At 62.9% G+C, this 14,154-nt stretch carries 16 protein-coding genes; 13 read left to right on the forward strand and 3 right to left on the reverse strand.

Translation table 11 applies throughout. The annotated features are described in order from the left end of the window. Window positions 1–39 precede the first annotated feature (39 nt). The 9 genes from ilvN (at window position 40) to NATTI_RS0114770 (ending at window position 8,254) form a co-directional block, all read left to right on the forward strand. Window positions 40–708, forward strand: a complete 669-nt coding sequence (ilvN, locus tag NATTI_RS0114730; RefSeq protein ID WP_027119176.1) for an acetolactate synthase small subunit — start codon at window positions 40–42, stop codon at window positions 706–708. Next, a complete protein-coding gene (gene ilvC, locus NATTI_RS25005) occupies window positions 701–1,756 on the forward strand; it encodes a ketol-acid reductoisomerase (RefSeq protein ID WP_006090267.1) in 1,056 nt (351 codons plus the stop codon). Before ilvN ends, ilvC begins: the two co-directional genes overlap by 8 nt. Before the next feature lie 22 nt (window positions 1,757–1,778). Next, entirely contained in the window at window positions 1,779–2,054 is a 276-nt protein-coding gene (locus tag NATTI_RS0114740; RefSeq protein WP_006090268.1) for a hypothetical protein, read from the forward strand. Then, the gene (gene leuC / locus NATTI_RS0114745; protein ID WP_006090269.1) at window positions 2,051–3,472 is read left to right on the forward strand and encodes a 3-isopropylmalate dehydratase large subunit; all 1,422 of its coding nucleotides are present in this window, start codon (window positions 2,051–2,053) and stop codon (window positions 3,470–3,472) included. The genes NATTI_RS0114740 and leuC overlap by 4 nt, the downstream gene beginning before the upstream one ends. Next, window positions 3,469–4,110 carry a 3-isopropylmalate dehydratase small subunit gene (gene leuD / locus NATTI_RS0114750; RefSeq protein WP_006090270.1) on the forward strand — a complete coding sequence of 214 codons (642 nt, stop codon included), beginning with the start codon at window positions 3,469–3,471 and terminating at the stop codon, window positions 4,108–4,110. The genes leuC and leuD overlap by 4 nt, the downstream gene beginning before the upstream one ends. Before the next feature lie 169 nt (window positions 4,111–4,279). Next, a complete protein-coding gene (locus tag NATTI_RS0114755; RefSeq protein WP_006090271.1) occupies window positions 4,280–5,194 on the forward strand; it encodes a DMT family transporter in 915 nt (304 codons plus the stop codon). A 273-nt stretch (window positions 5,195–5,467) separates the two neighbouring features. Next, the gene (locus tag NATTI_RS0114760) at window positions 5,468–6,451 is read left to right on the forward strand and encodes an isocitrate/isopropylmalate dehydrogenase family protein (RefSeq protein ID WP_006090272.1); all 984 of its coding nucleotides are present in this window, start codon (window positions 5,468–5,470) and stop codon (window positions 6,449–6,451) included. Window positions 6,452–6,626: 175 nt separating this feature from the next. Further along, window positions 6,627–7,121, forward strand: coding sequence for a protein-tyrosine phosphatase family protein (locus tag NATTI_RS0114765; RefSeq protein ID WP_006090273.1), 495 nt, complete (start codon window positions 6,627–6,629; stop codon window positions 7,119–7,121). Between the two features lie 56 nt (window positions 7,122–7,177). Next, a complete protein-coding gene (locus NATTI_RS0114770) occupies window positions 7,178–8,254 on the forward strand; it encodes an alpha/beta hydrolase (protein ID WP_006090274.1) in 1,077 nt (358 codons plus the stop codon). A gap of 31 nt (window positions 8,255–8,285) precedes the next feature. On the opposite strand, the gene dph5 is transcribed toward NATTI_RS0114770, so the two are convergent. Then, window positions 8,286–9,098 carry a diphthine synthase gene (gene dph5, locus NATTI_RS0114775; protein WP_006090275.1) on the reverse strand — a complete coding sequence of 271 codons (813 nt, stop codon included), beginning with the start codon at window positions 9,096–9,098 and terminating at the stop codon, window positions 8,286–8,288. A 211-nt stretch (window positions 9,099–9,309) separates the two neighbouring features. Between dph5 and NATTI_RS0114780 the strand changes: the two genes are divergently transcribed. The 4 genes from NATTI_RS0114780 to NATTI_RS0114795 all read left to right on the forward strand — a co-directional run bounded on the left by NATTI_RS0114780 (window position 9,310) and on the right by NATTI_RS0114795 (window position 12,859). Then, entirely contained in the window at window positions 9,310–9,981 is a 672-nt protein-coding gene (locus tag NATTI_RS0114780) for a metal-dependent transcriptional regulator (protein ID WP_006090276.1), read from the forward strand. A gap of 183 nt (window positions 9,982–10,164) precedes the next feature. Beyond that, window positions 10,165–11,082, forward strand: coding sequence for a metal ABC transporter substrate-binding protein (locus NATTI_RS0114785; protein WP_006090277.1), 918 nt, complete (start codon window positions 10,165–10,167; stop codon window positions 11,080–11,082). A gap of 65 nt (window positions 11,083–11,147) precedes the next feature. Beyond that, a complete protein-coding gene (locus tag NATTI_RS0114790) occupies window positions 11,148–11,900 on the forward strand; it encodes a metal ABC transporter ATP-binding protein (protein WP_006090278.1) in 753 nt (250 codons plus the stop codon). A 2-nt stretch (window positions 11,901–11,902) separates the two neighbouring features. After that, window positions 11,903–12,859, forward strand: coding sequence for a metal ABC transporter permease (locus NATTI_RS0114795; protein WP_006090279.1), 957 nt, complete (start codon window positions 11,903–11,905; stop codon window positions 12,857–12,859). Window positions 12,860–13,248: 389 nt separating this feature from the next. On the opposite strand, the gene NATTI_RS0114800 is transcribed toward NATTI_RS0114795, so the two are convergent. Continuing rightward, the gene (locus NATTI_RS0114800) at window positions 13,249–13,647 is read right to left on the reverse strand and encodes a RidA family protein (protein WP_006090280.1); all 399 of its coding nucleotides are present in this window, start codon (window positions 13,645–13,647) and stop codon (window positions 13,249–13,251) included. A 50-nt stretch (window positions 13,648–13,697) separates the two neighbouring features. Continuing rightward, a complete protein-coding gene (locus tag NATTI_RS0114805; protein ID WP_006090281.1) occupies window positions 13,698–14,153 on the reverse strand; it encodes a Rieske (2Fe-2S) protein in 456 nt (151 codons plus the stop codon). Window position 14,154 lies beyond the last annotated feature (1 nt).

Below are 14,154 nucleotides of genomic sequence, written 5' to 3' on the forward strand. Positions count from 1 at the left end.
AAGCTCTCTCGTCTTCACACGAACCACGAGGTGGTTCGCGTGAAACGAGGGCTAGACGGCCCCGCCCCGGAAGAGCGACCGACTCCCGACGGTCGGCGCAACAAGCAGGGGATCCGGATCGACCCGGTGGTCGAGGCGAAACACGAGCCGCGCCGAACGGTTATCTCGGCGCTGGTCACCCACGAGCCCGGCGTGCTCTCGGACGTCTCGGGACTGTTCTCGAGGCGGCAGTTCAATATCGAGAGCCTGACCGTCGGACCGACGGAAGACGACGAGCGCGCGCGTATCACGGTCGTCGTCGAAGAGCCCGACCCCGGCATCGACCAGATCAAGAAACAGCTCCGGAAGCTCGTGCCGGTGATCTCGGTGCGAGAGCTCGAGCCCGACGCGATGCGTCGGGAGTTGGCGCTGATCAAAGTCACCGCCGACGACCCCGCACAGGTCAACGCCGTCGCGGACATGTACGATGCGACGACCGTCGACTCGAGTCCCGAGACGGCGACCTTCGAGATCACGGGGTCACGCCAGAAGATCGAAGCCGCCATCGAGACGTTCGGCCAGTTCGGCGTTCGAGAGATCTCCCGAACCGGCACGACGGCGCTCGCCCGTGGCACTGAAGAGACTGCCGCGACCGTGAGCGCGACCGAATCGGCCGCCGACGGGGCGAATCAAGACGGAACCTACACACAGACAGCTGACGATGACTGACGAATTCACCACCGAGATTTATTACGACGACGACGCAGACGTATCGACGCTCGACGACGAGACCGTGGCCGTGCTGGGCTACGGCAGCCAGGGTCACGCCCACGCGCTGAACCTCCACGAGAGCGGGGTCGACGTGATCGTTGGCCTCCGCGAGGGATCGGCCTCGCGCGACGCCGCCGAAGCGGACGGGCTGACGGTCGCGACGCCCGCCGAGGCAGTCAAACAGGCCGGCTACATCTCCGTGCTCGTCCCCGACACCGTCCAGGCGTCGGTCTACGAGAACGCGATCGAGCCGAACCTCGAGGCGGGCGACACGCTGCAGTTCGCCCACGGCTTGAACATCCACTACGGCCAGATCGAGCCCCCGGAGGACGTCGATGTCTCGATGGTCGCCCCGAAGAGTCCGGGCCACCTCGTGCGCCGGAACTACGAGAACGACGAGGGAACGCCGGGGCTGCTGGCGGTCTATCAGGACACGACCGGCGACGCAGAAAAGCGCGCCCTCGCGTACGCGAAGGCGATCGGCTGTACCCGCGCCGGCGTCATTGAGACGAACTTCCAGGAGGAAGTCGAGTCCGACCTCTTCGGCGAGCAGGCCGTCCTCTGTGGCGGCGTTACCTCGCTGGTCAAACACGGCTACGAGACGCTCGTCGACGCGGGCTACTCGCCCGAAATCGCCTACTTCGAGTGTCTGAACGAGCTCAAACTGATCGTCGACCTGATGTACGAGGGTGGCCACGCCGAGATGTGGGATTCCGTGAGCGACACGGCGGAGTACGGCGGTCTCTCCCGCGGCGACCGCATCGTCGACGAGCACGTTCGCGAGAACATGGAGGAGACGCTCGAGGAGATTCAAAACGGCGAGTTCACGCGCGAGTGGATCCTCGAGAACCAGGCGGGCCGACCGAGCTACACTCAGCTTCGCCAGGCCGAAAAGAACCACGAAATCGAGGAGGTCGGTGCCCGACTGCGCGACCTGTTCGCGTGGGCAGAGGAGGACAGCCCGGAAGAAGAAGACGACTCCGTCCGCGTGCAGGCGGACGACTGAGATCGAACACGATTAGCAACCCATGAACCAGAACGAGAACACGGACACGATGGCCAACGTCAGCCACAAGAACCCACTCACCGGAGAAACTGCTGGGCGGCTGTTCAGCCGCGGCCCGACCGTCGTCACCGACGGGGGGACCGACGGTGAAGAGCCGGCGGCGACCGATCCGACCGAACGCACAGACGAGGAGCCGGAGACGATGGCAGACATCGAACATACGCCGCCACAGGACGCCGACGACGCGAACCGCGTCTTCGAGCGCGGCCGAGAACCCGACCCAGAGGACACAGAATGAGCGAGGGCACGCTGTACGACAAGGTCTGGGATCGACACACGGTAACCCGCCTGCCGACCGGACAGGACCAGCTGTTCGTCGGCCTTCACCTCATCCACGAGGTCACGAGCCCACAGGCGTTCGGGATGCTCCGCGAGCGCGACCTCGAGGTCGCCTATCCGAAGCTGACCCATGCGACGGTCGACCACATCGTCCCGACGGCCGATCAGTCTCGCCCGTACAAGGAGGACGCGGCCGAGGAGATGATGTCCGAACTCGAGGCAAACGTCCGCGACGCAGGCATCGACTTTTCGGACCCGACGACGGGCGATCAGGGGATCGTCCACGTCATCGGTCCGGAGCAGGGACTCACCCAGCCCGGCAAGACGATCGTCTGTGGCGACAGCCACACCTCCACCCACGGTGCGTTCGGGGCGCTCGCGTTCGGAATCGGCACCAGCCAGATCCGGGACGTGCTCGCGACGGGCACCGTCGCGATGGAGAAACAGAAGGTCCGCAAAATCGAAGTCGACGGCGAACTCGGCGAGGGCGTCGAAGCGAAAGACATCGTCCTCGAGATTATCCGCCGACTCGGAACCGAAGGCGGCGTCGGCTACGTCTACGAGTACGCCGGCGAGGCCATCGAGAGCCTCGGCATGGAGGGTCGGATGTCGATCTGTAACATGTCCATCGAGGGCGGCGCTCGCGCGGGCTACGTCAACCCCGACGAGACCACCTACGAGTGGATGAAAGAGACGGACTACTTCCAGGAGAACCCGGAGAAGTTCGACGAACTCAAACCCTACTGGGAGTCGATCCGCAGCGACGAGACGGCAGAGTACGACGACGTCGTGACGATCGACGCGAACGAACTCGAGCCGGTCGTCACCTGGGGCACCACGCCCGGCCAGGGGATCGGCATCACGGATCCGATTCCGGAACCCGAATCGCTGCCCGCGGACAAACAGGACACCGCGCGACGCGCTCAGGAACACATGCGCGTCGAGCCCGGGGAGACGATGGAGGGCTACGAGATCGACGTCGCCTTCCTCGGCTCCTGTACGAACGCCCGACTGCCCGACCTGCGCCGTGCGGCGGCGCTCGTCGAGGGCCAGCAGGTCCACGACGACGTCCGCGCGCTCGTCGTTCCCGGCAGCCAGCGTGTCCAGGAGACCGCCGAGCAGGAAGGCCTCAAAGACACCTTCGAGGAGGCCGGATTCGAGTGGCGAAACGCCGGCTGTTCGATGTGTCTGGGGATGAACGAGGACCAACTCGAGGGCGACGAGGCCTGTGCCTCCTCCTCGAACCGGAACTTCGTCGGCCGTCAGGGCAGCAAGGACGGACGGACCGTCCTGATGAGCCCGGGAATGGTCGCCGCGGCGGCGATCAACGGGGAAGTCTCTGACGTGCGCGAATTGAAGGAGGTGACTTCAGTATGACCGCCGGCGACGAAGTAGAAATTCCCGAAGTAAACTACGTCTCCGGCTCCGGCGTCCCGATTCGGGGCAACGACATCGACACCGACCAGATCATCCCCGCACGGTTCATGAAGGTCGTCACCTTCGACGGACTGGGCGAGTTCGCGTTCTTCGATCTGCGGTTCGACGACGACGACAACCAGAAAGAACACCCGTTCAACGAGGAGCGCTTCCAGGACTCCTCGGTGATGGTCGTCAACAGCAACTTCGGCTGTGGCTCCTCGAGAGAGCACGCCCCCCAGGCCCTGATGCGCTGGGGGATCGACGCGGTCATCGGCGAGAGCTTCGCCGAAATCTTCGCGGGTAACTGTCTCGCGCTCGGCATCCCGACCGTGACAGCGGACAGCGAGACGATCCAGGCCCTGCAGGACTGGGTCGACGCGAACCCCGACGGCGAGATCGATATCGACGTCGAGGCCGAACAGGTTACGTACGGCGACGAGACGATCGACGTCACCGTCGACGACGCCCAGCGCAAGGCCTTAGTCGAGGGCGTCTGGGACACGACGGCGCTGATGAAGTCCAACGCCGGCGAGGTTCGAAAGAAGGCCGAGGAACTGCCGTACGTCGAGGACGCGGCGATTCCCGACGCCGAGTAACCTCGAGTCGACAACCCCGAAATCGAGCGAGTCGACGGTTCGTTTTTCTCACCGTCTTCCGCCGTCGAGTGGCTACCTCGCTCGAGCCGTGACTCCTGCTATCACGCCGGAAGCGGCAGAACGCACGGCAGACCGTCATCGATTTCGGCACCTGTCCGAAAGCCAGTGTATGTCCCCGAACCGTGACGTCGCGTTGTTTCTCTCGCTGGCGGTGCTCTGGGGCCTCTCCTTTCCGGCGATTACGGTCGGACTCGAGTCGCTCCCGCCGCTACTCTTTGCGGCCGCCCGGTACGACATCGCGGCGATCTTGTTGCTAGTGGCGGCTGTCGTTCGCGTCGATCAGTGGCGACCGACCGCGCGGAACGATCTGGCGGCCATTGTCGGCGGCGGGATCTTTCTCGTCGCCGGCAACGGGTTGCTCTTTATCGGCCAGCAGACGGTTCCCAGCGGGGTCGCCGCGATCTTACAGGGGCTGGTGCCGATCGTCACCGCGCTGTGGGCGATCCCGCTGCTGGGCGAGCGACTGTCGGCGATCGGTGCCGTCGGCGCTGCGATCGGGTTTCTGGGCGTCGGACTGATCGTCCAGCCCGATCCCGCCAATCTGCTGGCCGGCGATACCGCCGCACGCTTGCTCGTCGTTGGGCAGGTCTGTAGCGTCGCGCTCGGCGGCGTCCTGATCCAGCGAGCCGGTCCGACCCTGCCGCAGCTGCCGCTTGTCGGCTGGTCGATGCTCGTCGGGGCCGTCGTCTTACACCTCGTGAGCCTCGGCACTGGCGAGTTCTCACGCGTCGGCGCGATCGAGCCCGCCTCGTTCGGTGCCGTGGTCTACCTCGGCGTGTTCGCGACCGCGATCGCCTTTATGATCTACTTCACCATCCTCGAGAAACACGGCGCGTTCGAGGCGGCGCTGATCGGCTATCTGGTGCCGATCGTCGCGACGATTGCCGGCGTCGTCCTGCTCAATGAGTCGATCGGCGCGCTGACGGTCGCCGGCTTCGGACTGGTCGCGATCGGGTTCGCCCTGCTCAAGCGTCGGGCGATCGCGGACGCGGTCGGGGTCTCGACGGGCGTCGGCAGCCCCTGATCGCGGCTCGCCTCGAGCGCCACATCTCTATTATTGGAGATTTGACAGTCTCCTCGACGGTCGCCCGTTCGACGGCTTTGCCCTCGATCTCGAGTTCTCCCACTAACTCGCTATCGACGCGTTCACGACTTGTGTAGTCTGTACCCGGTACGGCATTCGCACTGAACAATTTTCACAGTGAACAATCCAGTCGTGTGACAGCATCGGACCGTGCCTCGCGTTCACAATGTTGGTATCGATACCCTCTTTTCGGCCGCCGCGAGATGGTTGCACATGACTCACGAAATCGCCGTTATCCCGGGCGACGGAATCGGACAGGAAGTCACCCCCGCCGCGGTCGACGTCCTCGAGGCGCTCGAGATCGACTTCGAGTTCGTCGAAGCGGACGCGGGCGACGCCGTCCTCGAGGAGACGGGCGAGGCGCTGCCACAGGAAACGTACGACCTCGCGGCGTCGGCCGACGCGACGCTGTTCGGTGCGGCCGGCGAGACCGCCGCGGACGTTATCCTCCCGCTCCGAGACGCCGTCGACTCCTTCGTTAACATTCGCCCCGCGAAGGCGTATCCGGGGATCGACGCCGTCCGTCCCGAGACGGATCTCGTCTTCCTCCGGGAGAACACGGAGGGCGTCTACTCGGGGCTCGAGGATCGACTCACGCAGGACGTGTCGACGCTCACTCGCGTCGTCACGGAGACCGCCTCGAGGGATCTCGCGGAGTTCGCCTGTGACTACGTCTCGGAGGCCGACGAGCACGACGGCTTCTCCATCGTCCACAAGGCCAACGTGATGCGCGAGACGGACGGATTGTTCCGCGACACTGTGAAATCGGTCGCCGACGAGGAAGGCGTCGAGACGGATGAGGTGCTGATGGACGCCTTCGCGACGCGGGTCTGTCTCGACCCCGAGCAGTTCGACGTGATCGTCTGCCCGAACCTCGCGGGCGACGTGCTTTCGGACCTCGCCGCGGGTCTCGTTGGCGGACTCGGCTTGCTCCCCTCGGCGAACGTCGGCCCCGACCGCGCGCTGTTCGAACCGGTCCACGGCACCGCACCCGATATCGCCGGCGAGGGCGTCGCGAACCCGGCCGCGACGATCATCTCCGCCGCGATGTTGCTCGAGTACCTCGGCTACGACGAGGAGAGCGAGGCGGTCCACGAGGCCGTCGAAGCGACGCTCGAGGAGGGGCCACGAACCGCGGATCTGGGCGGCGACGCTTCGACCGAAGACGTGACGAACGCCGTCATCGATCGGCTGTAACGCTCGCGCCGCGTTTTTCGGTCGGGTACGGTTCCCCAACGAAGGCAACGCTGGGACACAGATTCAAGTGGGATCGCTGCTTCTGTCTGCATATCTTCGCCGTGATACTGACTGTCGTTCGACCCGTCCGAGTGCCCTCGAGTCCGCTCGAGAAGCAACAGACTGGGTCGAGCCGATGACCTCCGCGAACTTCGGCCGGATCGTCGACGGTGGGCCGCTCTTCGGAGCCTGTCGGCCCGGGCACCTCGGCGGCGACCTCGGGGAGTGGACCGAGATACTCGAGACCAACGGCGTTTCCGCGGTCCTCTGTCTCCTCTCGGAACGCGAGGCCTCTCGGTGGGGGATGCCCGCGAGCTACGACGCGACGTTCGATACCGCCCACGTGCCCATTCGGGACCGTCATCTTCCCGACGTCGACCGACTCAGAAACGCCGTCGAATTCGTCGAGGGAACGACGGCCGACGGCGGTCGCGTCGTGCTCCACTGCAACGCTGGCCTCGGTCGTACGGGTGTGGTCGCCGCCGGCTGGGTGGCTCGCAGCTGGGACTGCTCCCCGGAGGCCGCAATCGAAGCCGTCGAGGCGCGACCGTGGCCTCGCGCGCCGCGGGAGGCGATCAGGGACGGGAACGCGACCAAGGAGGAGTTGTACGAATTGCTCGAGCGAATATAATCCGGCGCGGCCTGCCGGACGGACAATTAACACGGATCGCGTGGTAGCCGTTGTCGATGACTCGAGACGACACCCTCGCCGGCGTCCAGTCCCGAACCGTCGACACCGACCGCCTCGAGACGCACTTCCTCGAGTCGGGTGCCGAGTCCGATACGACCGACGGGACGGTCGTCTTCGTCCACGGAAACGTCTCTTCCTCCCGGTTTTTCGAGGACACGATGGCCGACCTGCCGGATCGATACCGCGCGATCGCTCCCGACCTGCGCGGCTACGGCGATTCGGAGACGAAGCCGGTCGACGCGACGAACGGACTCGGGGATTTCGAAGCGGACCTTCACGCGCTGTTCGACGAACTCGACGTCGAGGACCCCCTCACGCTCGTCGGCTGGTCAAACGGCGGCGGGGCCGCGATGCGGTACACGATCGACAACCCCGAGGCGGTCGACTCGCTCGTGCTGATCAACCCGCTCTCGCCGCACGGCTTCGGCGGCACGAAAGACGAGGACGGAACGCCGTGTTTCGACGACTACGCCGGCTCCGGCGGCGGCCTCGGCAACGACGAGTTCGTTGCAGGTCTCGCCGAGCGTGAACGGAGCGAGGGTGGTGAATCCTCGCCGCGGAAGGTGCTGCGGACGTTCTACGTCGACCCGACCCACGAGTTCGACGAGGACCGCGAGGAGTCGTACCTGACGGGGATGCTCGACACCGCGACCGGGGACGAGAACTACCCCGGGAATGCAATCCCGAGCGAGAAATGGCCCGGTGTTGCGCCGGGCGATACCGGCGTGAACAACGCCATCTCGCCGAAGTACTGCTCGCTCGCGGAGATCACCGACATCGATCCCGGCGAGAAACCGCCCGTCCTGTGGATCCGCGGCGATTCCGACCAGATCGTCTCCAACGAATCCTTTTTCGATGTCGGCACGCTCGGGCAGATGGGCGAGGTGCCGGGCTGGCCCGGCGAAGACGTCTTCCCGCCCCAGCCGATGGTCGACCAGACCCGCGCGGTTCTCGAGGAGTACGCGAACGCTGGCGGTGAGTACGAGGAGATCGTTTTCAGAAACACTGGACATACGCCCCACCTCGAGGTGCCCGGGGAGTTCATGGCCGAACTCGAGGGTGCCCTCGAGTGAGGAGGCGGTCGTCGCGGGCCGCAAGCGGCGGTCAGACCACGTCGAGGTCGTCCCGGTCCGCGCCTGCGAGTTCGACCAGTGCGTCGGCCTCGAGCAGGTGGCAGTCGCCGGGGACGACGAGCAGGTGCAGCGGGTCGCCGAACTCCCGTTCGGCGAGGTCGGCCATCGTCCCGGCCTCGACGAGCGGGTCGGGACTGCCCGCGCGGGCGACGACGACGCCCGCGAGGTCGGGGTATTCCTCGGCGAGGAGTTCGGCGCCGACGTCGGCGGTCATGTACTCCTCGAGCGTCTCGTCCGTCTCGAGGCGATTCGTCGCGGCCTCGTTGTCCACCTTGATGTCGAGGTAGACGACCGTGTGGAGCCCGTCTGCGCGATTGTCGTCGATCGTGTTCGAGACGCTCGCGGGGTGCCCGTCCGCGCCGTGAGCGTAGGGAAACGGAAGCGTCGTCGCCTTGCCGAACCGGTAGTTCTGGAGTCCGGTGAGCGCGCTCGTGGCCGTCTGTGCCGTGACGCCGTGAATGACTCGCGTTTCGATGCCCCGTTCGTGGGCTCGCAGACGGAGGTCGACGTGGGTCGTCGAAATCATCGTATCTCCCGCGGTCAGAAAGGCGACGTCCTCGGTCTCGGCGGCCTCGAGGATATCCTCGGGATGCTGTTCGACGCCAGCACGGTCCCGAACTTCGATCTCGACGTCGTGGTGGGACTCGAGGTCCTCGACGCTCGTCCCGATCAGCTTGCTGGTGTAGAACTCGGCGTAGGCTCGGTCGGCGTTCCGGAGCTCCGACCGGCCCTCGACGGTGATCGACCGTTCGTCGTAGAGCCCGAGACCGATGAAAGTGAGCATGAGCGCTCTAGTTTCAGGCGCCGTTATAAGGTTTCGAGTCGACTCCGACGAGTCCCACTCGAGGTGTATTTGTTCCATTTATCGCTGCTGGCACGTGGTCAGACTGACGAACGAGAAGACCTCTCTTCTGCCACTAGCTATTATTAGACTGGTCTAATCCTATGAGTGGTTTTGGAAAATCTATTTAGTTACCTACTCGAAGTCTCGGACGATGGATCTCAGTCCGGTTGCAGAGGACTATCTCAAAGCTATCTACCACCTCGAGGACGAGTACCAACGGCCGATTCGAACGACCGAAATCAGTGAGGAACTCGACGTAACTTCGCCCACCGTGACGAGCATGCTCGACTCGCTCGCCGAACGTGAACTCGTCGACTACACGCCCTACCAGGGCGTCGAATTGACGGACTGCGGTGAAGAAATCGTCCTGAAACTCATCAGGAACCACCGGTTGTTGGAGACGTTTCTGATGGAGCATCTCGATTACTCGTGGTCGACGGTTCACGACGAAGCCGATCGCCTCGAGCATCACGTCAGCGACGAATTCACACAACGTCTCGCGACGTTTCTCGGTGAACCGGCGATGGATCCCCACGGCGATCCCATTCCGGATTCGGATCTGGTGATTCCCGAGGAGACGCCGTACACGGCGCTTACCGAGTACGAGTCCGGAGAGACGGTAACCGTCGAACAGGTACCACATCGAGATCCGGACATTCGCGACTACTTGTCTCAACATCGAATCGGTCCGGGAACGCGACTCGTCGTCGACGAAGTGTTGTCTATCGATCTGGTGACCGTCGTACCGTCGTCTACGGAGACGCCCGTCGCGTTACCGACTCACGTCGCACGCCGTATCGGCGCTCGAGCCGTCACGAAGTAGAACAAAAGATGCCGACGTCGACGTGTGGAATTGCTCGGCTGGATGGTCCTGCAACCGAATTAGACTAGACTAATATTATTATTTTATCCGAAAAACTCATATGTTAGTTGCCGAAAGGTAGCGGTAATGACAGCGGATTCGAACCAACGCGCTGGCACACTATCACGCAGAGATTTCACGGTCTTGAGCGGTGGGACACTCGTTGCGGGACTAGCTGGCTGTCTCGGGGGCGACGACTCGAACCTCGACGTCGGCGAGAACACCGTCATTGCATCGATGCCAGCGCTTTGGGATTTTACCCGGCAGGTTGTGGGAGAGGACGAAACACTCGAGTCGTTCGACATCGTCCCGGTCGGTGAACACGGCCACGACTGGAATCCCGAACCGGCGACGGTCGAAGACATCGATCACGCTGGCGGCTTCGTCTATATGCGGGATTTCGCTTCCTGGCAAGACGACGCTGCTGAACAGCTCGAGGCGGACGATGATACGACCGTGATCGATGCCTCGGCGGGAATCGAATTCTTCGACAGTCCCGCGGAAGATAACGACGAACACTGGTGGATGGATCCCGTCTACTGTCAGGATGGGGTCGACAACATCGCTGACGGGATCGCCGGGATGGATCCCGATAACGAAGCGTACTACCGGGACAACGCGACAGCGTTCAACGAGGAACTCCAAGAGCTGCACGAGGACATACAGGACGTCGTCGAGCGCGCGGAACTCGATACAATCGTCGTCGCGACACACGACTCCTTCCAGTGGTGGAACCGACAGTACGACATCCAGGTGGAGTCGCCCGTCGGGACGTCGCCGGACGACTCGGCGAGTCCGGATGAGGTCGAGAAGATCGAAGAGCTCATGGACGAACGGGACATCGATCACGTTCTCTACGATGTCGGTGAACCGGCACAACTCGCCGAGTCCCTGGCCGAAGAGACGGATGCCGAGATATTGCCACTGACACCCGTCGAAACACAGATCGACGGGGCGCCGGAACTCGACACCGGAATAACGATGGAGCCGGACTGGGGCTACGTGGATCACTTCTACGAAATTAACCTCCCGTCGCTCGAAACAGCCCTGCGAGCCGAGTAATTTTTAGATGGGATACAACTTCATCGTTATAGTGACCAAAAATCGACTAAGCCGATACCGCCACAATGACACCTGCTATTTCAGCCGAGAACGTTAGTTTCGCCTACAACGATCACCCAGTGCTGAGAGAGATCTCCATGTCGATCGAGGAAGGGGAGTTTCTGGGGTTGGTCGGCCCGAACGGATCGGGAAAGACGACGCTGTTGGAGATCATGCTCGGATTACGGTCGCCGGATTCCGGCCACGTCGAGTTGTTCGAAACGCCCGTCGCGGAGTTTACTGAAGGTACACGGCTCGGATACGTCTCACAACACTCGACGGATGCCGACTCAATGATGCCAGTTACCGTCCGTGAGGTCGTAGAGATGGGACGATATCCACACGCGGGCCTTAGACGTCTCACGACGGAAGACTACACCATCATCGACGAGGCGATGGCGAAAGTCGGAGTGGATGCGTTCGCCGATCGACGGATAAGCAACCTGTCGGGTGGGCAGCGACAGCGAGCGTACATCGCCCGTGCGCTGGCGTCGGAGGCCGACCTGCTCGCACTCGACGAACCGACAGTCGGTGTCGACGCTGATGTCGTCGAACAGTTCTACGATCTCCTCAGCGAGCTCAACGAAGACGGTATCACGATCGTACTAATCGAACACGATATCAACACCGTCAGCGAGTACGCGGACACGATGGCCTGTCTGGACGGTGAACTGTACGAACACTGTGAGACGGGGAGATTCCTCGAGAGCGGGGCGCTCGAGCAGGCGTTTAGCTCGGCGAGAGCGGTCAGCTCGAGGCCCGTCGCGGGTGGTGACTGACGATGGCGGTCGAACGGATCCGTCAGCGTCGGGATATCGCGTTCCTGTCAGCGGGAATCCCGCTCGTGTTGCTCGCGTTTGGCGCGTTTATCGTCTGGGTGTTCCCGCTGCTTTTCGAGTTGTTCTGGGGCGGAATGGAAACGATATTCGACGGACACTGGCTGGTCAGGAGTTCCTTCATCCAACACGGGTTCACCGCAGGCGTGCTGATCGGCTTTACGGCACCGGTTGTCGGCGCATACCTCGTCAACCGTCAGATGGCGCTCATCGGTGAAGCCCTCGCACATACGGCGTTCGCGGGCGTCGCGATCGGATTGTTCGTCGGTGCGTCCGTCCCGGCGTTAGACTACCCGCTGGCGTGGGCGATGGTCATTGCGGCTATCGCTGCACTGGGCATGCAGTACATCGCAGTGAATACGGAGGGATATGCGGATATCCCGATCGCGATCATGCTCACCGGCGGGTTCGCCGTCGGGATCGCGGTGATTTCCTACGGTGTCGTATTCAGTGCAACCGTCGAGAGCTACCTGTTTGGCGATATTTTGTTCGTTCCCTTCGAGAACGTCCAGCTCATGGTCGGGCTCACGCTACTCGTCGGTCTCACCGTCGGATTGACCCACAAACAGCTAAAATTCATCACCTTCGACCGTGAGGCGGCACGACTCGCGCGGATCAACGTCTGGTTCTACGACACGCTGTTGATCGTCCTGACGGCGCTGGTCGTCGTCGCGGCGATGCAGATCCTCGGGGCCATTCTCGTGGCTGGCATGCTCGTTATTCCGGTTGCGGCAGCGATGCAGCTCACCGACAGCTTCAATCGTGGACTCGTCCTCTCGGTCGTTTTCGGCCAGGTTGCCGTGCTCGGTGGGATTCTCTTGTCCTACGATCTGGGTATTGCGACCGGACCGATGATTATCATTACTGCAATCATCATCTATCTCGGCTCACTCCTGCGTTGAGGCCGTCAGTAGTACAAGATTGGCCGGGTCTGATGACTCGACGAATTGCTGTGTATGACACTCTTCGAATTGGCTGACTGCTGTTTGTCTCATTATTGGGCCAATACCGAAGTTAGACTTGACTAAATATTTTATTCCCACACCCTAGATTTATTAGGTAGTTCGGTATAGGAACGACTGCACTCCGGGATGACCGGAGTGTCGAATCGAATCGTGATCTCCCATTGGATCACTCGAAACGCCAGGTGAGTTCCTGCAACACGGAAACGGGAGCTTCGTGGTCAGTCTCTGCTCTCGTCCCTCGTCAGACAGCCGGACGGTCTCTCTGCTGTCATCTTCAGTACTCCGACGACGAAACCGATCGGTCTTACAAACCGACCACACCCTTGTCACTCGTCCCCAGTACCGATGACCGCGATCGCCTCGATCTCAACCAGATGGTCGGGATCGATCAACCGCTGCACTTCGACCATGCTGGCTGCGGGCCGGATCTCCCCGAAAACCTCGCCGTGAGCCCGCCCGATCTCCTCCCAGTCGTCGATATCGGTGACGTATATTCTGGTCCGGACGACGTCCTCGAGCGACCCACCGGCGTCTTCGAGTGCGTTCGCGACGATCTCGAGGGCGCGTTTCGTCTGTTCGTACGGCTCTCCGGGTGCCACGACCTCGCCATCGTCGTCGGTTGCCGTCGTCCCCGCGACGTGGATCTGCGAGCCGGCGCGGACTGCTCGGGAGTAGCCGACGGTCGATTCCCACTCGGTGCCACTCGAGACGCGTCTTCGGTCCATGCGGTGAACAGACGGCCCGCCCTCAAAAGCGTCTCTCGGGCCGTGGCGCGTCAGAGCGAGATGTGCGACGTCGAGTCGGGACCGCCGTCGTCGTCGATTCCGCCTTCGTGGACGAACGTCGCGTCGTCGTCGGTGAGAAAGACAGTGCCATCGGTGTGGACGGTAATATCAACCGACGGGAGCGTCGTGTCGGCGGCCTCGCCGTTGTCGCAGTGGCCCGAACAGGAGTCGAACAGCGAGCCGTGGCGGGGACAGATGAGCTGGCCGTCGCGCATGGGGACGCCACGGCCCGTATCGAACCGCTGGGCCTCGTGCGTACAGCGGTTGATCCAGGCCTCGACGCCATCGTCAGAACGGTTCCCGTTCTGACTGCTTGTCGAGCTCTGCTCGACACCGTCGTCACAGGGGACGAGGATCACCTCTTCTCGCTCGCCGTGTCGATCCTGTACCGTGAACAGCCACGACCTCTCCTCGTGGACCGTCTCCACGGTGGTGAGTTTGTGCATA

This window comes from Natronorubrum tibetense GA33, assembly GCF_000383975.1.
Lineage (GTDB): Archaea > Halobacteriota > Halobacteria > Halobacteriales > Natrialbaceae > Natronorubrum > Natronorubrum tibetense.